This is a genomic window from Thalassospira xianhensis MCCC 1A02616, from assembly GCF_003326475.1.
Classification (GTDB): domain Bacteria; phylum Pseudomonadota; class Alphaproteobacteria; order Rhodospirillales; family Thalassospiraceae; genus Thalassospira; species Thalassospira xianhensis.
On sequence record NZ_JPWA01000001.1, the window covers coordinates 57,019 to 80,002 of the forward strand.

The 22,984-nt window shown below is 51.1% G+C and carries 20 protein-coding genes; 11 read left to right on the top strand and 9 right to left on the bottom strand.

The window, feature by feature from the left end; all coding sequences use genetic code 11:
* Nucleotides 1-26 precede the first annotated feature (26 nt).
* From TH5_RS00330 to TH5_RS00350, 5 genes are all read right to left on the bottom strand, one after another.
* Nucleotides 27-911 carry a hypothetical protein gene (locus TH5_RS00330; RefSeq protein WP_114120020.1) on the bottom strand — a complete coding sequence of 295 codons (885 nt, stop codon included), beginning with the start codon at nucleotides 909-911 and terminating at the stop codon, nucleotides 27-29.
* 97 nt (nucleotides 912-1,008) lie between these two features.
* Nucleotides 1,009-1,239 carry a hypothetical protein gene (locus TH5_RS00335; RefSeq protein ID WP_114120021.1) on the bottom strand — a complete coding sequence of 77 codons (231 nt, stop codon included), beginning with the start codon at nucleotides 1,237-1,239 and terminating at the stop codon, nucleotides 1,009-1,011.
* A 52-nt stretch (nucleotides 1,240-1,291) separates the two neighbouring features.
* Nucleotides 1,292-2,296 (bottom strand): phosphoadenosine phosphosulfate reductase domain-containing protein, encoded by a 1,005-nt coding sequence (locus TH5_RS00340; RefSeq protein WP_114120022.1) that lies wholly within the window; start codon nucleotides 2,294-2,296, stop codon nucleotides 1,292-1,294.
* A 35-nt stretch (nucleotides 2,297-2,331) separates the two neighbouring features.
* Nucleotides 2,332-3,168, bottom strand: coding sequence for a hypothetical protein (locus tag TH5_RS00345; protein WP_114120023.1), 837 nt, complete (start codon nucleotides 3,166-3,168; stop codon nucleotides 2,332-2,334).
* A 306-nt stretch (nucleotides 3,169-3,474) separates the two neighbouring features.
* On the bottom strand, nucleotides 3,475-3,954 hold the full coding sequence (locus TH5_RS00350; protein ID WP_114120024.1) for a hypothetical protein: 480 nt from the start codon (nucleotides 3,952-3,954) through the stop codon (nucleotides 3,475-3,477).
* A gap of 280 nt (nucleotides 3,955-4,234) precedes the next feature.
* Here TH5_RS00350 and TH5_RS00355 point away from each other — a divergent pair, with 280 nt between their 5' ends.
* From TH5_RS00355 to TH5_RS00365, 3 genes are all read left to right on the top strand, one after another.
* Nucleotides 4,235-4,681, top strand: a complete 447-nt coding sequence (locus tag TH5_RS00355) for a hypothetical protein (RefSeq protein WP_142994505.1) — start codon at nucleotides 4,235-4,237, stop codon at nucleotides 4,679-4,681.
* A gap of 170 nt (nucleotides 4,682-4,851) precedes the next feature.
* Entirely contained in the window at nucleotides 4,852-6,111 is a 1,260-nt protein-coding gene (locus tag TH5_RS00360) for a hypothetical protein (protein WP_114120025.1), read from the top strand.
* Nucleotides 6,112-6,167: 56 nt separating this feature from the next.
* Nucleotides 6,168-6,530: a hypothetical protein gene (locus TH5_RS00365; RefSeq protein WP_147249989.1), complete on the top strand. Its 363-nt coding sequence runs from the start codon at nucleotides 6,168-6,170 to the stop codon at nucleotides 6,528-6,530.
* On the opposite strand, the gene TH5_RS00370 is transcribed toward TH5_RS00365, so the two are convergent.
* Genes TH5_RS00370 through TH5_RS00385 form a run of 4 tightly spaced genes read right to left on the bottom strand, consistent with a single transcriptional unit; the run spans nucleotide 6,508 to nucleotide 13,620 of the window.
* On the bottom strand, nucleotides 6,508-7,776 hold the full coding sequence (locus tag TH5_RS00370) for a Wadjet anti-phage system protein JetD domain-containing protein (protein ID WP_114120027.1): 1,269 nt from the start codon (nucleotides 7,774-7,776) through the stop codon (nucleotides 6,508-6,510). The genes TH5_RS00365 and TH5_RS00370 overlap by 23 nt on opposite strands.
* A 9-nt stretch (nucleotides 7,777-7,785) precedes the next feature.
* Nucleotides 7,786-11,337 (bottom strand): SbcC/MukB-like Walker B domain-containing protein, encoded by a 3,552-nt coding sequence (locus tag TH5_RS00375; protein ID WP_114120028.1) that lies wholly within the window; start codon nucleotides 11,335-11,337, stop codon nucleotides 7,786-7,788.
* On the bottom strand, nucleotides 11,334-12,065 hold the full coding sequence (locus TH5_RS00380; protein ID WP_114120029.1) for a DUF4194 domain-containing protein: 732 nt from the start codon (nucleotides 12,063-12,065) through the stop codon (nucleotides 11,334-11,336). Before TH5_RS00380 ends, TH5_RS00375 begins: the two co-directional genes overlap by 4 nt.
* Nucleotide 12,066: 1 nt before the next feature.
* Nucleotides 12,067-13,620 carry a Wadjet anti-phage system protein JetA family protein gene (locus tag TH5_RS00385; RefSeq protein ID WP_114120030.1) on the bottom strand — a complete coding sequence of 518 codons (1,554 nt, stop codon included), beginning with the start codon at nucleotides 13,618-13,620 and terminating at the stop codon, nucleotides 12,067-12,069.
* 193 nt (nucleotides 13,621-13,813) lie between these two features.
* Here TH5_RS00385 and TH5_RS00390 point away from each other — a divergent pair, with 193 nt between their 5' ends.
* The 8 genes from TH5_RS00390 (at nucleotide 13,814) to TH5_RS00435 (ending at nucleotide 22,948) form a co-directional block, all read left to right on the top strand.
* Nucleotides 13,814-15,109, top strand: a complete 1,296-nt coding sequence (locus tag TH5_RS00390; RefSeq protein ID WP_147249990.1) for a hypothetical protein — start codon at nucleotides 13,814-13,816, stop codon at nucleotides 15,107-15,109.
* Nucleotides 15,110-15,185: 76 nt separating this feature from the next.
* Nucleotides 15,186-16,028, top strand: a complete 843-nt coding sequence (locus TH5_RS00395) for a nucleoside-diphosphate kinase (RefSeq protein ID WP_114120032.1) — start codon at nucleotides 15,186-15,188, stop codon at nucleotides 16,026-16,028.
* A gap of 70 nt (nucleotides 16,029-16,098) precedes the next feature.
* Complete coding sequence (locus TH5_RS00400) at nucleotides 16,099-16,617, top strand: DUF262 domain-containing protein (RefSeq protein WP_097052191.1); 519 nt, start codon at nucleotides 16,099-16,101, stop codon at nucleotides 16,615-16,617.
* Nucleotides 16,618-16,868: 251 nt separating this feature from the next.
* Nucleotides 16,869-17,441, top strand: a complete 573-nt coding sequence (locus TH5_RS00405) for a helix-turn-helix domain-containing protein (RefSeq protein ID WP_114120033.1) — start codon at nucleotides 16,869-16,871, stop codon at nucleotides 17,439-17,441.
* Between the two features lie 1,041 nt (nucleotides 17,442-18,482).
* Nucleotides 18,483-19,103 (top strand): hypothetical protein, encoded by a 621-nt coding sequence (locus TH5_RS00415; protein ID WP_114120035.1) that lies wholly within the window; start codon nucleotides 18,483-18,485, stop codon nucleotides 19,101-19,103.
* Nucleotides 19,104-19,199: 96 nt separating this feature from the next.
* The gene (dgt, locus tag TH5_RS00420; RefSeq protein ID WP_147249991.1) at nucleotides 19,200-20,582 is read left to right on the top strand and encodes a dGTP triphosphohydrolase; all 1,383 of its coding nucleotides are present in this window, start codon (nucleotides 19,200-19,202) and stop codon (nucleotides 20,580-20,582) included.
* Nucleotides 20,583-21,350: 768 nt separating this feature from the next.
* A complete protein-coding gene (locus TH5_RS00430; RefSeq protein ID WP_114120038.1) occupies nucleotides 21,351-22,007 on the top strand; it encodes a type IV toxin-antitoxin system AbiEi family antitoxin domain-containing protein in 657 nt (218 codons plus the stop codon).
* Entirely contained in the window at nucleotides 21,989-22,948 is a 960-nt protein-coding gene (locus TH5_RS00435) for a nucleotidyl transferase AbiEii/AbiGii toxin family protein (protein ID WP_114120039.1), read from the top strand. Before TH5_RS00430 ends, TH5_RS00435 begins: the two co-directional genes overlap by 19 nt.
* Nucleotides 22,949-22,984 lie beyond the last annotated feature (36 nt).

Sequence of the window (22,984 nt, forward strand, 5' to 3'; positions counted from 1 at the left end):
TGGCACTGCACAACAGAGACGGTTTGCTATTTTGCCTGCGGCCCATTGACGATCGGGACTTCCCCAGCCTTTGGCGAGGACGGTTCTGTCAAACGAGCAATGTCTTCATCCAACGCGCTGTTGACAACCTTGACCATCTGCGGCGGAGAGGCAGCAGCAATCGTCCAGCTGGAAAACCCCGGTCGTAGGGATGGGGACAACCGGTCAAGCTCGGCCCATCCTGCTTCACGGTAGTAATCTTTAGCCCAGTAGGCTTTTTCCCTGTCAGGGTCATCCAGCAGATACTTAGGTGATGGCAGTACGAAGACGTCGACGGTTTCTGTGAGGATCGGACGCGTAGCGAAACACTGACGGACGAAAGATACCTTGACGAGATGGCGTGCATCCCGCACTTCCCATCCACCGTTCTCAGTGTCCCAGTAGACATCAAACAGATAAGCCAGCTTTGCATCGGCTCCGGCCCGCCATGAAGCCGGGACATCGAGGTAAGTCAGACAACTAACGACGACATCATTTGGCACCGATTGCTCTTGTGCCGCATACCAATAGGCAATCTTTGGCCCGCCATCCTTACTGTCATCAATGACATCAAATAGCGCTTCGAGATTCCCTTTGGAATCCTTGATGCCAAACAGAGCCGTGAGTGGAGCCCTATCGTAGCTAACCGAGTGGTCGAGACGGGCAGCTTCGAGGTCGTTACGCAATTCATCGGAGCCAAGATGGTATCGTACCAAGGAATAAGAACTGTCGATATCCAAAACGGTGCGCGGTGGACGCGGCTCCGAGAACCCAGGCTTTCCAAGCGACTTCGCTACGATATCGTCAACACTCAGTTTCTGCGGAGCGAAGTCGGAAAAGTCACCAATAGCGCCATTTCGGTTCGTCGTGATCGACTTATTTTTTCTCGACATCAATATTTCTCCTAGTGGCCGGGCTTTCAGTGAAATGGACGCCAACTGTTCCGTTCAATCCTTGATTAACCTTGGAATAGTGGCAAGACAAATGCGCTTACCGCATTCCATGCGCCGGTGCACTAACCTCCTGGACCATCTCAACCGCGCATGCGGCTTCAATGTCAGCCAGAGCCTCCAGTTCATGACGAAGGTAGGCTGCATCGTCCATATCATGGGTTGGAGCAGGTGCCTTCTTCAGGGCGTCTTGAAGAAGGTCGCGATAGACGTTGATGTGTGCGCTGACCATTTCGGCAAGCGATTTGTGGCCCTTAAGGTGATCTGTCATTTGTGTCGTCCTCGTTGTTTGTTAAGCGGTAAAGAAATTGAGCTCAGATGATTTACGTTGGTCCAGACGCCGGGCCGTAGGCACCAGATGGCAGGGCCCACGTATCCACGATGATCGGAAGGTCATAGATTTCCGACCGGGCGAGTTCGATCAGCGCAGGGTCCATTTCATAAGGAGTGCCGCTATCCGCTCGCTCCGTGATGGTTTTCTGACGGTGGATTGTCGTTCCAAAACTGTTCTCATACTTGACGACGTCAGCATGGGCATCCGGAAGAACTACGCGGTGGCTTGCCCACTGGTTGTCATCGCCAAAAATGCAGCAAGCGCAGCTCAGCCGCCCCCAACCCAACGCATAGGCGGGGTGGGCCGCAACCCGATAGTCCCGGATGATTTCCCACACCTGTTCTTCTGACCATCCGTGAACCGGGCGATAGTGATCGACATGGCGTTTATTTCCATGCGTCCGGTGTGGTTCAAAAACTTTGTATCGGGCGCGCGACGTTGATTCTTGAGCTCTCTCACCTGTGACAAAAAGGGTTCTCTTGCCATTGAACCGGTCCTGATTTCGAAGGGCGACCGACCCAACATCAATTTTGAGATAGGCGGAGCACCACCGAACCTTGAGGTCGGCAGCTACCTGTGGAAACTTCAACCGGGTTCCGGGTTTCCCCTGTCCGCCGCGGCTTTGCAATCCGTCAGGTGTTTCAAACATGGTAGGGGCTGTTGCGGTTCCATCCCGGGTCATCTCCCGCTCAAAGCCGCCCTGCTTCCAGCTGAAGTAAATCGGCAGATTGAAAGCCTGGGCCACCTTGCGGCAATAGTCACGAGTAACCGGCCAATCCATAAGCGTGGAACCTTCACGGCCATCAATGTCGTGATGCCACAGTTCAATCTTTTCCCTGTTAACGCCGAGGTCAAACAAGTGCAACAGGCAGGCGAGGGAGTCCTTGCCACCAGAAAAAGCGACGATGATGTGATCATAGGAGCCAAAGTCCACTGTCTTTGCAGCTTCTACCTCTGTCACTTCAAGGTCTAAGTTGTACTGAATGGATGTCATGTCGCCTCCCAAGACTACTCTGTTTCTTTTGCGCTTTAACGGTAGCCAGGCCCCGAGGAGGTCGCTTCATCCTCACGTGCTGAGTCCTCAGACGGACGAAGGCTCTTTTTTAATGCCACGCGGGCCATATCCCCAATGAGAGCCTTGGTGATACCCTGAGGAAGGGTATCCCTGAAAGCCATTAGGGCCTCCGGTCCCTCAAGAGCGAGAATCTCTTGGGCCATAGGGGTGGCCAGCCCGTCCAAATCCTGGGAGGCAACACGGAGTTTGTTATACGCTCGCAACCATGACAGCATGCGTTTCGCTCTCTCCTGGGTGAAGGGAGTCGGGTCGAACTCGGAGAGTGGATGCGCTTTATTGTCCCAAAGTCCACTTTCAAGCACCCTTTGAATAGCAATTAGCCGCAAAACACAGCGGTGGTGCATTGATTGAATGAGACCTAGCGCTTCATGGGCTTGACCATTGACCAACAGGGACTCAATTTCCCTGTTAAACAAACCCTCAACCTCACGCAGCGCTTCCTTTTCGGCTTTGATGCAAGAGTTCACGGCCGCGATGCGGGCACCCAGAGTAACCGGCGGCACGTGACCTTTGATGTTTCTCTTGGCGCTAGCCTTATCCGTTCCGTCCGGCTCTGCGTGCGCATCCTGCCCACGATAAATTTCGAGAAAATAGTCGCGAGTTTCTGGAAACTCGAAGGCCATAAGCAACCGGTGCCCACGACGTGACACCTTGCACGCTGCGCTCAAATGCACGTCATGCATGGGGACGGCGACACTCATGCCGATACTGGCCCGATACGGGGCGGAGGCTGCCAGTTCATCCCAGTTCATCTTTGATTTTGGTGAGCACATCCAACGCTTCATAGCCATCGCAAACAACCCTTCTGGCTTTTGAAATTTGCCTTGATAGACGACTGAGAGGCTACCAAAGGAATATGTAAAGATTTATAGGAAAACTTCTTACACTTTTGTATGCATAGTTAAAGAAAAAATTGGATCTCATGCGTTCTTGATGCCGGAAAGTTTAAACCGTTTAAACTTTTGCGGCGTGTTTAGCCATGATACTAGCCTGATAAACCGGTGGTAGTGACCACCATTCCGAAATGTTGACAACAGAATGGAGGTGTAGCGCCGAACATGTTGAGTTCCATTAGTCGGTGAGCTGCAAATGAAAAATCAATGCAGTAAGTTGAATTGGCTCAAGCGGGCATGCGCGGCATCAATCATGTCACTCAGATGAGGCCTCACTTCTCGAATAAAGGTCACAGCTTCATCTGAGCTCTTACCGCTTGCCTCAATGAGGTAGTGTAGAGAACAGATGGTATCGTACCAATCATCCCTTTTGACATTGTAAGGGACCTGTAAACACTCGCGTATCCTTGATAAGCATCCGTCCAAACTTGCATTGAGATGATACTTGCAAACCTCATCATATCCTGCCCCAAGGGCTGCATTGAGATCGTAACAGTCTTGGGTAAGACTTGGGGAGTACGGTTCTTTGGTATGCCACCTGAACCCATAGCCGAGCGGCACGCCAAATACTTGAGCCATGTAGATTGCTTTTTGAATGCGTAGAAGTTGATTGACAGTCACAATCGATGAGTCCTCATCCATGGCATCCAGGACGAGCTTTAACGCTATCTCTCTATCTTCCATTACATCACTCCAGGAATTCACGTCTCCTTTGGAATACGGTGACCGGAACGCCGCCCATAAAGGAGATCCGATAGCTTCTCTTCGAACTAAATCTTGCACCTTTACATGGAAAACAAAAGGGGAAATTGATTTCCAAATACTGAGACCCTTGAAGACTCCGGCCCTTAGTCGGCTTTGACCGGAATGTCGCCTTGACATGCCCTCACTCACGCAATACATTCGAAATGTTGACAAGTAATTTATGCCGAGGGAATCTTCGGGCATCTAGGGATATCAGGACATGACAAGAACGGCTGACATATTGAGCATTGAAGGTGCCGTGCGTAACGATGTGCGGAACTATTGGAGCCAGAACGTATCACTTCAACGCATGTTATCTGGCGTTATGATTGTTGGCATCGCTGTGCAGCTGTTGATGATTGGGTATATGCAGTCCATTACAGGGGACAAACCAGATTCATTGTGGACCGCTTATTGCCTGGTGCTTTTTGGCACCCTTGTCGCGTCGGTGAAGTCAATCTTGCTGACACGCAAGGGCTTGGATTTCAAAACCGCGCTCCCCTTGATGGACAAATATGACGCACTCGATAAACAGTGCATGGAAGATCTCAAGGCATTCATTTCGGGGAACCGAAATCCGGCGGCCTGCGAGGATGCTGTTACCAACTGGGCCCAGCATGAAGCAAGGCTCGCATCTGAAGCGACAGCAACCCCGAGCGAAGCGTAACGCCTAAGGGCCCCATCCAGAATACCCCCGATTTTCGTTAGCGACTGAACACAAAGGAAGTTGATTAATCCTCCTTTGTGTTCAATCATGCTCGTAATCAACCATGAGTTGATGTCTCTCAAGGGGCGAGCAGATAGAACTGCGGTTGTTGAGGTTTGAAGGGGTCGAACATGAACAAGCTTAATAGCCTAACTACCAGGGCGACATGTGTCTTGACATTTGTCCTGCTGGCCGCGTGCAGTACGCCATACAGCAACCCGGCGTTTGATGCAGGGGGAGACCCTGTTGAAGCAGAGGATGCTTCTGTCCAGTTCAACGGCATTGCCAATACTCTTTCGCCAAACACGCGAACCAAAGCCTTTATTACGCACGGGATGTGCGACCATGGGCCTGGGTGGATAACCGATACCAACAGTCAATTGCGAGCGGCCTTACAGGCAGCAGTCCCGCAAAGCGAGATTGATGGCTATCGCAAGACGCTTGATATGGTTGCCGGTGACGCAACAGAGAGCGGGATGCCTTACTGGATGACCATCCCCCTGAAGTCAGACAAGGGGACTTTGACTGCCACCTATTATGTCTGGACACCTCAGACGCAAGCCTTGAAAGCAAGGCTCGATTTTGACCGTCCGGTATCGGAAGATGAGCCCGAAGCCAAGTTTGCCTATCAGCGCGCACCGGTAAATGAGGCCGTTAAAGTCACCTTGATGAACAATTGCCTGGCCGACGCGGTGATAGCCTCAGGCACCGCTGGTGCTCCCCTCTATACCCATATGATGGGTAACATTTGCAGCTTCCTTGATGGTCAAATGAATGGAGCCGGTGAATGCGCGTTTACCGAAGCAGAGCCGGTGACAAATCGCATCCTTATTTCCGAGAGCCTCGGAAGTAAAATTCTCACAGAAGCACTCTGGCGCTTAAAACCCGTGACCGGTCAGGAAACTCTGTTCGATGCTCGGCTTGCCACAATCAACCAAGTATTCATGGAAGCCAATCAGATTCCAATTCTTGATTTGGCGACAGTACCACTCCCAGGGGAAAGCTTCACTGACGGAGAAGCTGAAATACCGACCATTGCCAAGCTGTTCGAAAAACTGCGCAGTTCTGAGTCCCTGGAGGCCAACCCATTACAGGTGGTCTCCTTCACCGACCCGAATGACATCTTGAGTTATCGTATGCCAGTGGAGTATTTCGAGGCGCAAAGCGGTGGTAAGGGCAAAATCATCAACGTAATCGTTTCCAACGACAAGACGTATCTCTCATTCACAAAGATCGGCTTGGAACGCCCGGACACGGCACATTGTGGATATCAAACAAACCCGAATGTTACTGCGATGATAGCGGTGGGTAACGGTATGCCAGACACCGAAAGTTGGCAATCCGTCAGCGAGAGGCTGGATGATTTGGAAAAGGCAGGGCCGGGGTGTTGAGTTCTCGTCATCTGGCACGGCCGTTGTGTTGCTGCCCCTGCCAGATGACGCCTCATATGAAAAAACAGTTTGTGCTGCCTTCTTATATTGCTTGCCTAACGCTTGCGGCTTGCAAAGGACTGTGCGTTGCTTTCTTTATAGGAACACAGAAGAAGGAAAATAACATGTCCACACTTGAGAATGAAACAAGCGTCACAAGCTTAAAAATGGCACTGCAACGGGCTATTCGAAATTCTTCGGATGCTATCAACCGCATTGCGGCAGCATTAGCGGATTGCGAAGGTGAGCCGGTCCTTGATATCAAGCTTGCTGAAAGTTCTCTTCGTAGTGCTCTGGAGGACCTTGCACAAGCGAAGATGAAGATCGAATTGCTTCGAGAGAACAGGGCTGATAATTTCAATCGGTCGCCTGGCCCATAGGGTCAATTTGTGCAGGAACTGGTTTAGGTGGCAGAACTTCCTGCTCCAGCCAGTATCCCTGCCGAACCAGTTCAATCACCTGTTCTTCCTCCGTCATCTCGTTTAGAGCGGCGGCACCAGTGGGCTCCAAACCACTTTTGAAACCGTTCTTGAGGGCGCCATGGGCGCGCAGCAAGTCTGCCGTCATTTGGTGAGCATTGACTTTACGCGATGCATTACGCCGCAGATGGGACAGGATGCGCAAGCCACCAGCATCAATGTCACCCCAATGGTACAATCCGGCCGAGGGGAAACGTTCCAGGGCTGCCTTATAGAACGCAAGGCAACGCCTTGACGGAAAACCACCGGTATATAGCACCAGCGTGTCGCGCGACGGATTGCAAGTTTCGACATAGCGAACAAAGGAAGTGTAGTTTTCGATTGTAAGGATGGCGGTGGGGTCCGTTGAAAATCGGATCAGCTCAGGCTTGTCAGGCGGGAAGCCCAAATAGGGCAGGGAGGTCTGTTCGAGGATTGACAATGGCCCCGACAGCATCAAGGGCTGGGCAACCTTCTCTATGCCGAGATAGGAGAATGCTTCATCAGCCGACCCGATCTCAATAGGAAGGATATCGGGCGCATATTTTGATACCAGTGAGTAGACCAGGTCCTTCCAGTTTTCGAGAGCTTTGGAATCTTGGGCGACATTGCTAGAGAACGAGCGCATATCACTTGCATTTGAATGCTTTCCGTCAACAATTGCCTGCGCCAGCAAAAAAGCAGGGACCAGTTCCTCGGCCTCCGCAGACGTATATGTCCCCCTCCATTTCTTATTGCGCCCCCAGGTCGACAGCAGCTCACCCCGCGCAGCCCGATAAACGGTCCCTGAGGCGATGTTAGCGTTTGTGTCGAGCAGTGCCAGGCCGCTTGCCGCGACCTCATGAGCAGGCGTTCTAGACAGGAAGGCGTATAGCTTTTCGACGTTTGCCAAATGGGCGGCGTTAACCAGCGTCTTGAACTTTGACGTAAATCTAAGGGAGACAGCTTCCGCCTTCTCGGCGTCATGCATCACCCGCTCGAACTCCTTCGTCTTGTCAAATGGCAGGTCCTTTAGACCGTCGATGTCCGTTCGAGATATGAGCCTCGGAACTCCCGAGGCTTGTTCTTCTGGTGTCATCGTCCTCTTGGCCTCATACCGGTCAAGGATACTGTTGAGCGCGTCCCATGGATCGACAAACACCAGTGCTGTCTTACGTGACTTGGTCATCGTTCACCTTTAATCCACCAAGACATCAGTTTCTTTTGCCCGTTGGTCGTTCTCAAAATTGGCTTCCAACTGCTCAGGAGACAGATATCGCGGATTGATATCCCGAAGCGCCTTGCGAGCCAGGGGCTTAATGACCGCCTGCGTTACGTGCGAAGTGTTCTGGACCTTCGTAACTGTCACGATGGAGTTCATGACCTCACTCATCGTATTGCGCCGGTCCCCCGGGGCGGCCGCAATTACCTGCAAGCCGATGCCACTCAGGAAGTCACAGACCTCAACAGCATTGTTGGCATCCAGGTTCGAGAACGCTTCGTCAAACAAGGCGATGCCGAAACCGCGGTGGGGGTCGTCCAGAGATGCTCGGCGCACGCCGTGAAAGATGGACGCCAAGCCTATGCCGATAGTCACATAGAATGGTGCCTGCAACTCACCACCCGAGCCGTTTGCCAGGCGGACCGACTGCCGAACACGCTCTCCCGTCTCAACGTTCTTCATTTCAAGATCGAAGACAAAGTAGTTTCGATAATCTTCAAACGCCTCGACATCCAGGTCCTCATCGAGAAGCAGGGCACGCAGACGCTCGATGCCTTCTTTGTGGGGATTTGAAGCTGAGATTTCTCCATAGAAAAGCGACGTCTCGTCCAGTTCAAGCGCACTGACGCTGCCAGCTCTGAGAAGCGACACGACAGGCTCGAAGTCAGCGCGGGTATCTTTGACCACACTGTATTTCTCACGAGTGAGAGTGTGCTTGTCCAACCCCTTGTTTACGCTTTCAATCTCCAGATCCATCAAGGAGAACCGGCCTCGTAATTCCTCAAATGTGTGATTGAGGAACAATCGCTGAGCTTCGTCAGCAGCCTCTTCAGCCTGCTCTTTGTAGTTAATCAGTTCATCGTCCCGGATGCGCCGGACTTCTTCTGCATGCCAGTTGACGACGACACGACTGATAGATGCCTGATCATCAAAGGGCTTCGTAAGCTGGAAACGACTGACATAGCGCCGTACGGCCCCGAATACTTTATCCTTGATTTCCCCTTGGAGTAACAGCCCTTTGTCATATTGGTCGCGTGTTTTACGCAAGGACTTTGCAACAACGTCTTCTATATCTTCGAGGCGCTCCAGTGCATGATGGCGGCCATCACTTTTACTGCGATGGCGCACTGTGTGCCGTCCCTGCACCTTGGTCTTCGCCGTGACGGCGGTGGAGACAGTTTCACGATACCCTGCCCACACTTCCTTGTGCCACCCACGCAGGCCCTTTTCCTTAGTCCAAACGGGCAGGCCATCCGGTCCCTTTAACGCTTCAGTGGCGGCCTCGAAGACTTTAGTCACACCTCCCTTCTTTAAAAGGGTTGAGGTATAATCTTCTTTGAATTCAGTGAGCTGAAGTTCGAGCAGGCGCTTTTTCTCTCTCAGTTCAGGAGCAACTTCATTTGCCGAACGTTCAAGCTGTTCGTCGATCGCTGAGATACGAGCACTAAAATCTGATAATTTGTTCACCTTATCAGTCAAAGAGAATGCTACGTCGACATCAAGACTTACCTTTCTCAGGCGCTTGATGAGGCCATCATAGCGGAGCTGCTGAACGCTCTCATGTTTCACCCGATCGCGGAGAGGCCCCTCCATCTGCTTAAGCTTCACCAGCGACAGGGCGGCGGCACCTCGTCCTAACACAACTTCATCAGTATATTTGTTCTGAATTACGATGCCATCATCGTAGGTTCCATCCGTCATAATGGCTCGACCAGGTTGCTTTAAGGCCTCCTGATCTTCGGCCAGGCGGATTTTCCCGAGGCGCATATTTACAAAAGCCGCAACAATATCGTTTTCACATCGCAACACCGATGCAAGCGTCCCGGGTTCGATGTCTGATGTTTTTTCTTGAAGCTTGTCAGTGCGCGCAATGCGTGTTCGAGGAAAGCGCTTGCGTTCCGCACGCATACGCTTGATTGCCCGTTCGACATGATGGGGTTCGACGAAGAAGGCGTACCGATCAGGTCCGAGCATCCCTTCGACACTGTTTCGCCATTCGGTCTTATCCTCTTTCAGGTCGACGAGCTCAAACAGGATCTGAGGGTTCAACCCTTCGGATTGCAGTAGATTGCGCAAGTCGGCTACTTCTGCGGGGAGAGAGACAACATTATTTTCAGCATTCCGGATGCGTTCTTCCAATTCCTTGAGCTCATCCTTTGCGTTCCCTTTGTCCTTGTTGTGCTCGTCTCGACAGACTTCGAGGTAATTCAGAACTGGAGCCGCGTTCTCTTTGAGGTTCTTGATGAGAGCATCGACAGCAACAGGGTCTTCGGGCCAGTTATATCGAATGGCGCCACCCAAGGTCTCATTGAGAGATGTAAGCGTATCACGAACAACCGGGAAGCTCTCCAGATCCTTCGCGTTCTCATTCTCCAGGAGGCGAGCCGCTGCCTCGACATAATCAGCAAAGTTGGAAACTTCCGTGACCAGTTGAGCTTTCTGCTGCACAAGATGTTCGCGCTGATCGCGTAGATTTTGCGCACGCAAACGTTCATTATGGGGCTCAATCTGGTCATTAACGTCTTTGAGGTTATCTTCGATAATTGAAATCTCACCCTGGATTTGGGCGATTTCATCTTCAATCCGTTCGAGTTCCGTAGCCGCCTTGATTGAAGCGAGCCTGTGCTTGCGAAGCGGAACGATCACATCCATCATCTCGAAACGCTTAGAGAGATATCTCAGGCATTCAATATCCTGCTCATGTTCAACGAACTCTTTTAAATCGGGTTCCATCGCATCCAGTGCAATCAAACGGTCTTCAAGCATTTTTGCAGTATCTGCCATTTTTCGATATGTCTGGATGGATGACCTGACACCGCTAATGCTCACATGATTCTCGGACAACAGGAAGTTTCGCACAAAATCATCTGCTGAGTTCATGTTGGAGAATGCAATACCACGAATGAGCGCACGCAACATTCTCGCTGGCTCGATGTTGTCGCCTGGCGTGCCAACCAGATGCATGTAATTGGCAATAAAGTCATCCGCCTTCTCGCGATAAGAACCCAGAGAGGTTCCCTTTTCGGCACACATAGCGTTGATTTGTGTCCGGACGTCATCCCAGTCCTTAACCATCTTCTGTGAAGTGTCAGAAGTTTCGACGAACATGCGCTCGTCCAGTGCCAACCCGGGGCATACAAATCGCGCATCCGGAGAAATAGTACGTTCGTGCCCTTTGCTCACATCGTAGAACAGTCCGATCGATACAGGTGGGCGACGGCCCAAATCATCCTCAAAGACAGCGACCAGGTACGTTCGAGCTGACTCACGCATAACTTTGTTCGGAGATGTTCGACCCAAACAGTAATCGGCGACCGTTCTGTCCGAGGTAGACCTGGTAGCGTCGGAGGCCTTATTGAGCCTATAATATTTGGAATTCCCACCGGAGAGGAGAACCTGCAAGCCATCCATAATGGTCGACTTTCCAGCCTGGTTCTCACCAAGAATCGCAACATTACCCTCGAGCGGAATCGTCTTCAAACCAAAGCTATGCCAGTTGACAAGGATTAGCTTCTTAATCCGGATCATACGTCGTCTCCTTTGCTGACCTGAACGCCAGAAGTATCCTCAACTTTTTCGTCGGAAGCCTCAGGGTTGTCGTCTTCTTCGTCCGAAGTCTCATCGGTTCCAGAGTCAGACTGATTGATGTCCAATTCGATATCTTGGGCGAACTGTTCCAATCGGCTCAAGGCACCTTCGCTGACCAGCTGAAGGATAATAGGCCTGATATCGATATCGAAATCACTCATCTCGTGATCTTCCTCACCAATATCGATGAGACGACGTCGTTTGATTTCTCTGATTAGAGTGACCGCATCGCGCCACTCAATAGTGGGACGTCCGTTTCGTTCTACGATTTGGCAATATCGGTCATAAAATTGGTTGAAAGTTACCCGAACCACGGAACGAGCACCGGCTTCGCCGTTTTCAAACCCCTCGTTCCACATTACCCCAAGAACCAACAAAGTCACCGTGAGGTCCAAAGGCAACCGTCCCCATGAACCTTCGGCGTCCGCGTCAGGAATCAGCCCGACCCATTGCTCTTCAGCCTGATGGATGAACCGAAAGCCAGCGACATCAAAATAGTTGGTGAGGAAGTTGCGGTGTTGGGGAAAGGACAGCGCGGAATACGCTCGGGTGCTACTATGGTCGCCAGACCAAATCACCTGATGCATCAGCAGATGACCGATACCAAAACGTAAGTCTGCCGCACGTTTGGCATCGCGGGATTCAATTTCACTGAACTCAATAAGCATATCAGCTTGATACCTTTATAGTCGGCGTCGCGAGGTCGGCCGTCGGATGGGGCTTTGGCCTTGCGATTGTAATTCGGAAGTTGTCACAACGTACCCAGTCGTTATCGACGACAAAACTCGATAAACTGTCAGTTGAAACACTGAATTCTTTCAGAAGCAGTCGGCGACGGACGGCAGCCGTTGTCTGATTTTGGTCCGTAGGAGCATACATCACATTCAATATTTCAATGAATACGAGGTAATCGTCTACGCTCTCGATACGCAGATCCTTTGCTTCCAAAGTCCCACTGTCAGGAAGTTGCTTGAAAACGTAGGATACGATCTGCTCGACTGGCAGCCGGATTCTTTGCGCATGCGCCTCCTTGAGCTCGATCTTGTATTGCTCAATGGGTGAGATTTCCTCTGCATTCGCGTAGGAGGGGCCAGACCTTTTCCGAGGTTTGGCCGGGGCGCGCAGCTGCCCTTCACCTACAACCCTGTTCGGGGTCGCAATCCTCACCGGTGCAAGCATTCCCTTGTCGGTCGCCATATGGCGAGAGAGAGTTTCAACCAATGGCAAGGCGCGCTTGATAAAGTCCGTATTTCTGAGGTGGGAATACCTGACAAGGTTACCCAGTTTATGTTCGATACGTAGACGGGCAGCGTTAATATCTTGGAGGTGGCGTTCGATTGCCGAAAATGTGGACCGTACATGGTGAAGATCTACAACAACACGCGAACGGGCTTCTTCGACATTTCGTCCGTAACCGAGACCGACATAGACATGGGCTAGCGTTAGCATGTTCCCTTCATCATGCAGTAGGGTCTCGATGCTGTTGAGAATATCTGCACGATAGCGGTAAGGATGTGTTTTCGAGGCGTACATCTCGTGGAAGTCTTGGAGTAACAACTCCCCGATGAAATCCTCCATCAAAAGCTTTAGCTTGTCATTGCGCGTGGCCTGATTGACGATATTTTTCTCAACCATTGACAGACTGCCCAGTATGGAGCGCATCCCTCTAATGAACGCCTGGCAAGACTCTTTGCAGTCCCCCAGAGAGTGAGCAGCCTGCTGTGGGTTTTTAAGGCATTCCTCAATCTGCATCTTCACGCGGTGGATAAGTCCGCCAATGCGAACCCGGTCATGGCGCTTGATGTCAATTAATCGCTCTAAAAGGAGAAGGGAGCCGTATGGCATGTCAACTCGAACGTCGATGCCATACCGGAACTCTTCTAGCCAGCCAGTTCGCAGCAAGTTTTGGTAAATCTGCGTCTTCCGATCCGTCGCTTTTTGAGTGGCTTCATTCAAGTCACCACCCCTGCGCCGGGCGCCTCGAAAAGCGCTATGTCGCATATCAAGGATTACGAACTCTTCGTCGTTCTCGTCCACCCATAGCTCGGGATTGTCTTGAAGCGTTAAATAGATGGCATCCAGAATCTCGTGGCGCCGCACCCGTTGCGCTGATACTTCAAAGAAGCTCTTGTAGATGGAGGTGAGCACTGCTTCATAGAGAGCCTTCCTCTCGCGTGAGAACACGAGGAAAACATCGTCATGCAGAGAACCAAATAGCGACATTACGAACTTTCAAGTGACTGAACCCGTTGATTTCTATCACAGCTACAAATAGCGCAGCAAAGATAAAATACCAACAATCAGCTTCAGGGTGCAGGCCAGAGCGACCAAATGTGTTGACAAGGAATATGTTCAAGACGTATCAAAGTTTCAAGGAATATTTTACTTCAAGCTCAGTTCCGAGGAGAGAGGTCCAATGTCTCAGCCAAACAGGGCTATTGCATGCTATGACCATAAAGGCCTAGCCAACGCATTGGCGATGGGGAAATTACTCTTTGGCGACGACCTGAAAGTCGGAACAATGCTTGATTTGGTGAACGCACGATGTGAAGGGGACTTGGATAGCCTCGCCTATACCCGATACTTTGCCACACACTCCATGTGCTATATCGGATATCATGCAGGCCATCCCAAGATGGTTGTAGCCCATGGGGCGGTGGGACAGTTTGCGGATCTTGATGACCTCGTCAGAGCCTGGGACCGACAAGGCTCTTCGCCTACGGTTGAGAAGTACGCCGAAGTCACAAGTGAAGCCTTTTCCGAGTTAATTTCCCTATCACAGGGTGATGACCGGATTTATGTCGTTGATTTGGTGCCGGTGTTGGTTCGTCTCCAGGGCAACCATGATTTGGAGGTCCCATTTAACTACATTGGAGATGATACAGAGATTTGTGACACCTTCGACGGTGCATTCAAGGATTTGGTCTTGGCCGTATTCGGTCCGCGATGGGAAGCCTATCTCTCCCACGCGGCGTCTCTCGGCATTGACTTCTCTGACCGGTCATTTGACTTCTCAGAAATGCTACCGGAGCTTTATAGCCCAGTTTGGGACTACCTCCGCCTCGGACATTTGGCAATCTGTAACCCGATTGTCGCTGAACAATACAGTTGTCGTTCCCGCGGTAACAGGCCAGCTACCCTGTCGCTGAAGATGAGCCTTCAGAGCAAAGGGGAAAGTGCGCGGTTGATTGCCATGAATGGAAGTGGGCCCGGCACCCTGATTGAGGACGGCTTTGAAGACAATCTGTATGCCGAACTGTTTAAGCCCCCGCTCGACCTGTTGCAGGGCTTTCTGGTCAAACCGCTTGAGGGTCATCTCTCGGAAGAGCTGGGAGAGCCGCCGTACAAGCTTATGAAGCGTGATAAATGGCACGTTATTGAAGCGCCGCGCACGGGCGACCTCGATACCGGGATCGGGAAATTTATCGTCTTGACTTGTAAGGAGGTCGGGAAAGCTATTCACCTTCCGAAGACAGATTCCTTGCTTGGCTCTTTCTTGCGTTACGAGAAGCGTGAAATCCGGGCGATTATGCCAGCGCATGCCAACGCCTATGATATTTCGATGATTGGACAAAGCGATGATGGGAAGCACTTCTCGTTGTGGGTCCAGTTTTATCATGTGACTTTCGACCGAAGCAGAATCCTTCTTTCACCAGAGCAAATGAAGTGGGACAGAAAGGTCCTTCGGATGCTTAACCGCATTGAGCCGTGAAAATACGGGCGTCATCTGCGTAACCGTTGCCTGCCCTATACCTCACTAGGGCTTTTGGAACTAATAGGAAACGAACATGAACCTGCTGGAAAGAATCATTCTTGGGGCCACCATTCGCGGCCATTCAAAAATCACCGTGATTAAGAGCCCCTCATTTGACCAAGTAGAGGTCGTTCCCACTGGGGCATTGAAGTCGCCTGCCTTCTTCCGGATGAGTGTTGATGAGCACGAACAACTTCTGCTTCTGCTGCGTGAAGCGACTTTTGACTCTGACGAGCACTGTCGATATGCAGGAGTGACGGTCGGGGGCCTGGAAGAGCCGGTAAATATCCGTTTCGACATCACCGAAAGCTACTCCTTCGGGCCAGGCCAACACTGCACAAACATTACCATTCATGGCATCACACACACCATCTTGCTGGTCAAGAGCGCCGCGGTGGCCCGCGGGCAGGCAAACGACATTGTGAGCCGGGTCGTTAGTGAAAAGTTCGTACTTGGGGGTCTCAAGTCGGTCTTTTGCTTTAACCGCGATACCGCAGCACTGTTCTATCGAGAACACACCGGCCGCCCGTATTTCGAACGACTACTGCGATCAGTCACGGATGGCCCAGTGGTAGCGTGCAAACTGTGCGGCGTTGACCCCGTAAACTCTCTTCGGGCGCTACTTGGGCCGACCGACCCTCAAAGCCCGGACGGCAAAGGGACAATCAGGGGCGATTTCGGGACCGAGTTGCCGGACAATGCTGCGCACGGGTCTGACTCTGACGAGGCCGCAGCTTACGAAAATCGCATTATCTGGCCACTGATGTCGACAGCGCTCATCGGGAACCTCTTAGAGCCAGTGTCGACTGACCTTATCGAGTATGTCGCGGCACAAAGCAAGCGAGCGGACCTGGAGGCAAAGCTCCTGGAGCCCTAATTGAAATATCATACGCTACTTTGCATTACCGCAGGGTAGGGTCGAGTGCATTATTGCAAAGGAGACGGTAATGAAAGATTACAAGATGCCTCGCCCATGGTTTAGCGGGAAGAAAAATGCCCGGCTCATCGGCAACTATATTATTGCCCATGAACCCGCTCGAGAAGTTAGGGCTGGCGAGCGCATGCTTGGAAAGTTTATCATTCCCGATTTCCAGAGACCGCAGGTTTGGACTGAAGAGCAGCAAATCAAACTGATTGAGAGCCTGTACGCGGGAATTCCCATTGGTGTGTTCGTGGTCAACATTGACACAAAAGAACCTTACGACTTTGACAGCCTGCTGCTCGACGGACAACAGCGGTGGACTTCAATCATCAATTACACCAATAGCGAGTTCCCGGTTCACGGTTATTTGTTCGAAGAACTGTCTGCCGGTGAGAAACGAAACTTCATGCAAATCAGTGTGTCAGAAATTGAAACGAGCTTGACGAGTTACGACGCGTGTCTCGAAGTTTACAACCGACTGGCCTATGGGGGCACGGCGCACGAAGGCCCGAAGCCAGCAGAGATTAAAGCGTTTCAGCGCTAGTTTTGCGCCTATTTCTGTTGACACTGACACGTCTCCAGAATACCACCATCTCGGTTGGAACACGCGTATTCAGGTGTTCTTAGCCCTACCTGTTGCAAGGTTCGGGGTCCGATGCTTAGGTGTCTGACCCCGAAGTTTTTACTTCGACATGTTTCGCAAAAAAACGTTGCTCATTCTAAAATGAGTTGTCCACCACGTGCTTATGATTTAGCAAAGGGGCAACTTTTTATGCTGCGCAAAGGTGTTGTCGGATGTCGGATGGGATTACTGGGCAAAAAGATGTCGGTGTTGATGCTGCGGACAATAATGAAGTCGTCAATAGCGGAAAGGGTTCCCGCCGCGGTAAACGCAGAACCTCAGTACTCGACAAATTTGTCGGCATAAGACTGCGCGCGCTACGGAATACACACGGGCTCTCGCAAGAAAAGCTGGGCGAAATGATCGGCCTGACGTTTCAGCAGGTTCAAAAATACGAATCTGGCGCCAATCGGATTTCTGCCTCGCGCCTTTATGAGATAGCGCAAGCCTTTTCGGTTGATATCAATTTCTTCTTTGAGGAAATTCCCCTTGATATAGCCGAAAACCTCGGTCGCTCGAAGGCTTCTTACGTCGATGAGAGAGAAATTGAGCATAGAGTGAGAGAGGGTCTGTATGTAAAACGCGTAGCCGGTATTGTCAGTAAACTACCTGAAAACTTTAGAGACCCGTTCCTCATTAGCCTGAAAATGATGGCGACAGCCCTTGAGCAAAGTGGTCTTTTGAGCGATCCAGAGAGAATAGCCAAACCGAGAAAACGCAAGCGGTCATCAGACCCTGAAAAATAGCTGTCAACGCCATTTCTTACCTACCGGCAAGTGAATAAGTGCGCCTTATCACTGTCGGACTTCGGTTCGACCTGGAGCACAAAGCACTGCTCGCCAACATAGCATGCCTTTGTCGGTGACCCATACCAGTGTGTGCTGTGACCTGTGTCGTAATAACAGTGTGGGGCAGTTGTGTAACCCCAAGAGGTCGCAACCCACGTCCCAGTTTTCCTGATACAAGAATTGCCGGAACGGACGTATCCAGAGGCGCAGGTAACATTCGAGACAACCCACTGCGTACCATTCCAAGTGTCGTACCTTGTGCCATAGCTAATCGGGACTGTCCTGCTATTGGCGACGCAAACATTGTTTTCAAGATGCTGGTCATTACCATACCGATAGACGCGGCTCCCAGCGCCAGCGTCCACAACGAATTCACTGCCGTCGTCCCGCTTGTAGGTCTCCTTCCTATCCGTGTTCTCATATACTGAGCAGCCTACGGTATGGAATGTCCCGTTGGGGACGTCGTTCGTTCTAACTAAGTCATAGTTCTCCAACCCCAAAACAGAGCACGATGGGTACTCAAAAGATCCTGACAATTGCTTTCCTTTGCACGTCCGAACCTGAGAAGAGCAGACCTCACCATAGTCTAACTCCGAAGCCAAATAGGCAGACACCTGGTCTCCTGAGCGCAGTTTACCGCCCCAAGGCAGGTCACAAAGTTCAACAAGCCGATCCGTGCCGGTCGTGCGATGCCGATAAATAAAGTCCTGCGAGATAGCCGGGGGCGCCATCATCATGAACGAGGACGATAAAAGCAATGCGACGACAAATTTGCGCGACATATTGCTGAACCATTTGCGCATGGATAAGCCCTTTTGGTCTTCAATCTGGAGATAAGGAAAAGTCTACTTTGGATCGCGGACATTAACAAGAAAACTCGCAGGTCAAATGGTGAAGCGATTGTAAAACTGAAATGAGCAAGGTATTCTTAAGGCTGCGAACAAGAGCCCATGACCCAAAGGATTAATTGTGCCTACAGATGAGTATCCTGGACTGCCAGTGAACAGCGCCAACTTTGAAGGGCTGTATGTCGCATCACGAAAAGGCCTGCTAAACCGAGTGCGGAGTGATGCCGGATACCCAGGTTCATCCCTTCATGGAGAACAGCATTGGCGCTGTGTAGCCTCGGCCGCGAACTTTATTGCCGAGTACACCCCAAACTGCGACCTCGCGACCCTCAGTCTATTTTCCCTGTTGCACGACAGCATGCGTGAAGACGACGGATATGACGAATTTCACGGTCAACGAGCGGCTGAATACCTTGATACCCTAGTGGATGATGGCGTGATTGGCGGTGGAGAGGCGGACATCTCACGGTTAAGGTTAGCCATATATTGGCACAATCAGGCATCTGTCGATCCAAAGGATAGCACCATCGGGGCTTGCTGGGACGCCGACAGACTGAACCTGTGGCGTCTTGGGATCAGACCGAATGCTCGTTACCTGTCCACTGAGTTCGCCCAAAGAGAAAATACAATCAACCAAGCTATGATTTTTCTCAATAGCCCGCCAGAATGGGAAGAAATCCTGAGCTGCATCCCAGAACACCCTAAAACAGCCATCTCTGAACCGCAAAGACAACCGTCGAGAGTGCAGAAAATTCTCTCTTTATTTCGATAGACTTTCCTTTGTGTTGATGTAAAACGTAGGATAGTTGTGGTTATTTTCCTTGATTGTGGGGAAAATGCTTTAGCATGTCTTGCAGAGGAATCGTTCATGGATTGGGTGTCGCTACTAAGTGATCGTCGACTACAGGGAAGTGGAGCTTCGTTCACACACGAGAGCCGAAACCCTTTTGAGACAGACGGTGACCGCATCGCCTTTTCAATGGAATGGCGGCGTGCATCGGGCAAAACGCAAGTCCATGAACCAGACATGGCTGGGCTTCCTGTGCGAACTCGGGGAACCCACTCCCTCGAGGTGTCGAGGGTAGGGCGTTCACTTGGCCAAAATGTTGCGGGCACTATCCTCGCTAGGCACAATCTGTTGGATACGGTGTCTCTGGATGCGCTACCATCTATCATTTCATCCGCGGGTCTAGCACATGATCTCGGTAATCCTCCCTTTGGTCACGCGGGCGAATGGGCCATCGCGGGCTTCTTCTCGCGGAACCAAGAACTCCTGAGCAAAATTCCCGGACGCTTGCGAGCGGAGTTTGCCAACATCGATGGGAATGCCCAGGGTTTTCGAATTCTCACAAAAACAGCTGGATGGCGAAAGACGGGAGGTCTTCAGCTGACTTCGGCAACCCTTGCCACAATGGCGAAGTATCCGTTCTCCGCAGAGTACTGCCCAAAGCCATGGGGTAAGCGGAAGTATGGGTTCTATGGATCGGAAAGCAACTTGTTCGCCGAAATGGCGGCCAATGTCGGACTTGAGGAAATCTCACCTCTGCGGTGGTGTCGCCATCCTCTGGTGCACCTTTTGGAGGCCGCTGACGATTTGTGCTATTCCGTCGTGGATACAGTAGACGCTGCCTTGGTTGGTGATCTGAGCCATATCGAGGCTATTGAGCTACTGATGCCGTTACTGCCAGACGGTGAAAGCTCTTATCAGCATCTTACCGACCCGATGAGCAGACTTGAATACCTGCAAAGCAAAGCCATTGGCAGGCTGGTTAATGATTCATCAGAAGCGTTCCTTGACCAAGAGCAGAGCATTCTGCAAGGAACTTTCCCGGGGGATATTCTGATGTCTCTACCGGTTGCGAGCCAACTCGAACTAATTGGCCGAGTTGCTAACGAGAAAATCTATAATTCTCCAAACCGCAAAATCCGTGAAGAATGCGGCGATGAGGTTATCGCGACACTCCTGACGGCGCTATGTGAGGCGCACATGGAGCGAGAGCGAACCGGCCGTCCTATTCCTTCTGGCCAGGCAGGAGACGTCTTACGGCTTGTTTATGACGGGCAGGAGCTGCACAAACTAGGCGACAATCGGTATCAGTGGGTTCGATCTGTCATTGATAGAGTGATGTCGATGACAGATGCCCAAGCAACCCGCATCGCCACCGCCATTGATCCAGACCTACGCAATCGTTTGGAACTGAAGATTTCAAACTCCCGGCCGGTAAGCTGCCAGCCCCTAAGCCAATTTTAGGCTACGCCATCAAGTTCGGTCATGGCAGATACCTGATGACAGTTCCAAGAATATCTCTGGAGCTATCGGAGCGGGTTTCACGATACATCTGATTTAGCGCTTCTTCGCAGGAACTATGGACTTCTGTGGAGCTATCGTGGGATTTCCATATAATACTCTGAACTCGACCGGAGCTGGTGAATGCACTCAGTCGCATGTCCGGAGTTTCGATAAAGAATGTATCGGGAAAATAACGCCAATCAGGCAGCGTCTTGTCCAAATATTCGGCTCTAAGCCTCAAGGCTTCCTCTGCGCTGCTTTGTGCCGGGTTGCGTAGGAGTAAGATGACCGAAATCACAGGCAACTCAATACCCGGAAGCGCGTCACAGAACGGCTCCGTCGCCTCTTTCTCCGCTTCCGGGGTACCGGTCCTCTTTTCCCGAGAAAACCGTAATAAATTCAGAGCCCTCGCAAGGAAATGCATATTCGTGGCCAAATCTTATCTGCCGGTTAATTAATATGGATATGGCGAGTACCAATAAATACCGACTTTAACAAGTAAAAACACTGGTTATCCTACTCTATACTAATGACCAATGAAATACTCGCAAGCTATCCTTTCGAGTGGGCGCTATGGCGAACCCCGCCAAAGAGTCATAATATGCACACCTAATCATTATTTTGTGCAAAATAGAAACAACGTATTGTACCTTGCTTGGTCTCGAGCTAGAATGTCCCCATATCGCTCAATAAACGTATTTATTGTGCATTTTATACACAGGAAATCAAATGACCCAGAGAGAGACACTCCTAGAGTATCTTCGCGGTGGACGCATTCTTCGCCATAGGGACATTCCTGGAGTGTTTGGTGGGAGCGTTCAGCCTAGCACATTAACTCGGTTGGTTAATGAGCCTGACAGTCCGGTAGAGGCAGTAATCGAGAAGGGCAAGCACATCGGATACCAGCTTACGACATTTGAACCAGACATCTACCAGAAGATTGCAGCATCGCGACCTGGCGCGGTACTGTGTGGAGCCAGTGCTCTTTACCACTGGGATCTCACAGACAACCCGGTTGGCTCATTCGAAGAGCAAATTGCAGTGCCAACTTCATCAAGCCGCAGGATTTACCTGGACAATGTCGCTCTAACCAGCTGGTCTAACCCCGATCTTTTCAAAGTTGGCGTTATCAATTTTGGAGACTTCTCAGAAGGTCAACTGTTCATTACGGACCCCGCCCGCACTGTATTGGACCTCTTTCGCCGTACGCAGGGACGACGAAACAATCTGGAGGTTGCCCGTGAGGCATTGGCTCGCCTGTATGCTCAGGACAATGCCTGTCTCACAAAAATGGGTGTCTATGCAGTTAAGCTTAGCTGCTTTGCGGACATCGCTCCTCACGTTCAAATGCTCAAGGAGGCTACAAAATGGAACCTCGCCCCTTAAAAACAATTTACGATACCGCTCAAAAGGTAACGGACCGCATGCGGTCATTGGCGAAATTAAACTCCATCGAAACGAGATTCCTTCATCAGCGCTTTGCTTTGGAGCGATTCCTGCAAAGACTCAGTAGTTCTCCTTACCGGGAAAAAATCGTTTTGAAAGGGGGGGTAGTCATGCTCACCCTGGCAAATGATATGTTGCGACCGACAGAGGACATCGATGCCAACATCGATGATTTAAGTGAGCAAACCGTCCGTGACTTGGTGACAACAGTGGCATCTGTGGTTCCCGATGAAGAAGATGGATTAATTTTCAGAACAGAAGAGTTGACCATAAAGCCAATCATGGAAGGCGGGGACAATGGATTGCGCGCGCTATTCTGGGCCGAATACCCCAACGAAGCTGGCAGACCGGTCCGTGTTCGCATGAAGCTCGACTTCGCCCCGTCGAACCCAAGGAACGAGTACCGGCTGGATTCTTTGCCGTCAACACTCAAGGGCTTTAGTTCGGTTGCTATCCCCATGTATTCTTGGCCTCGTGTTTTTGCCGAAAAAGTACACACAATCGCCAAACACGGGATGTTCAATACACGAGCGAAAGATTTCTATGACCTGGTTATGCTTGCCCGGAATGGCCGTTTCGATGGAGAAGTGCTCGCAAGAGCGTTGGTAGAGGTCTTTGATGAGCGGATCTCGCCAGCGATTACAGAGCCAATTGATGGATTGTCTGACGAGTTTGCAATTATCCAGCAACAAATCTGGGACAATTTTACAGCAGACAGAAATGGGCTTTCGGTAAAAATTGGGTCGTTGATGGAAGCCATCCAGGAAATCCGCCCCTTCGTTTTGCCGGTTGTTTCGGCTGCGGCTACAGGAGAAGCATTCAGAAAGGAATGGACGCCAGGTGGTGGATGGCAGGAATTAGCACCAGCACTCACTCCCTGACAGGAGATAGCAAAGTAAAAGTTGTTCTTGCATAGC

What these genes read in the sequence shown, in the direction of transcription:
- TH5_RS00400 (WP_097052191.1), top strand. Translation starts at nt 16,099, where the DNA reads ATGAAAGATTACAAGATGCCTCGCCCATGGTTTAGCGGGAAGAAAAAT.
- dgt (WP_147249991.1), top strand. Translation starts at nt 19,200, where the DNA reads ATGGATTGGGTGTCGCTACTAAGTGATCGTCGACTACAGGGAAGTGGA.
- TH5_RS00335 (WP_114120021.1), bottom strand. Translation starts at nt 1,239, where the DNA reads ATGACAGATCACCTTAAGGGCCACAAATCGCTTGCCGAAATGGTCAGC.
- TH5_RS00430 (WP_114120038.1), top strand. Translation starts at nt 21,351, where the DNA reads ATGACCCAGAGAGAGACACTCCTAGAGTATCTTCGCGGTGGACGCATT.
- TH5_RS00365 (WP_147249989.1), top strand. Translation starts at nt 6,168, where the DNA reads ATGAAAAAACAGTTTGTGCTGCCTTCTTATATTGCTTGCCTAACGCTT.
- TH5_RS00390 (WP_147249990.1), top strand. Translation starts at nt 13,814, where the DNA reads ATGTCTCAGCCAAACAGGGCTATTGCATGCTATGACCATAAAGGCCTA.
- TH5_RS00360 (WP_114120025.1), top strand. Translation starts at nt 4,852, where the DNA reads ATGAACAAGCTTAATAGCCTAACTACCAGGGCGACATGTGTCTTGACA.
- TH5_RS00370 (WP_114120027.1), bottom strand. Translation starts at nt 7,776, where the DNA reads ATGACCAAGTCACGTAAGACAGCACTGGTGTTTGTCGATCCATGGGAC.
- TH5_RS00405 (WP_114120033.1), top strand. Translation starts at nt 16,869, where the DNA reads ATGTCGGATGGGATTACTGGGCAAAAAGATGTCGGTGTTGATGCTGCG.
- TH5_RS00340 (WP_114120022.1), bottom strand. Translation starts at nt 2,296, where the DNA reads ATGACATCCATTCAGTACAACTTAGACCTTGAAGTGACAGAGGTAGAA.
- TH5_RS00350 (WP_114120024.1), bottom strand. Translation starts at nt 3,954, where the DNA reads ATGGAAGATAGAGAGATAGCGTTAAAGCTCGTCCTGGATGCCATGGAT.
- TH5_RS00395 (WP_114120032.1), top strand. Translation starts at nt 15,186, where the DNA reads ATGAACCTGCTGGAAAGAATCATTCTTGGGGCCACCATTCGCGGCCAT.
- TH5_RS00385 (WP_114120030.1), bottom strand. Translation starts at nt 13,620, where the DNA reads ATGTCGCTATTTGGTTCTCTGCATGACGATGTTTTCCTCGTGTTCTCA.
- TH5_RS00355 (WP_142994505.1), top strand. Translation starts at nt 4,235, where the DNA reads ATGACAAGAACGGCTGACATATTGAGCATTGAAGGTGCCGTGCGTAAC.
- TH5_RS00330 (WP_114120020.1), bottom strand. Translation starts at nt 911, where the DNA reads ATGTCGAGAAAAAATAAGTCGATCACGACGAACCGAAATGGCGCTATT.
- TH5_RS00435 (WP_114120039.1), top strand. Translation starts at nt 21,989, where the DNA reads ATGGAACCTCGCCCCTTAAAAACAATTTACGATACCGCTCAAAAGGTA.
- TH5_RS00380 (WP_114120029.1), bottom strand. Translation starts at nt 12,065, where the DNA reads ATGCTTATTGAGTTCAGTGAAATTGAATCCCGCGATGCCAAACGTGCG.
- TH5_RS00375 (WP_114120028.1), bottom strand. Translation starts at nt 11,337, where the DNA reads ATGATCCGGATTAAGAAGCTAATCCTTGTCAACTGGCATAGCTTTGGT.
- TH5_RS00345 (WP_114120023.1), bottom strand. Translation starts at nt 3,168, where the DNA reads ATGGCTATGAAGCGTTGGATGTGCTCACCAAAATCAAAGATGAACTGG.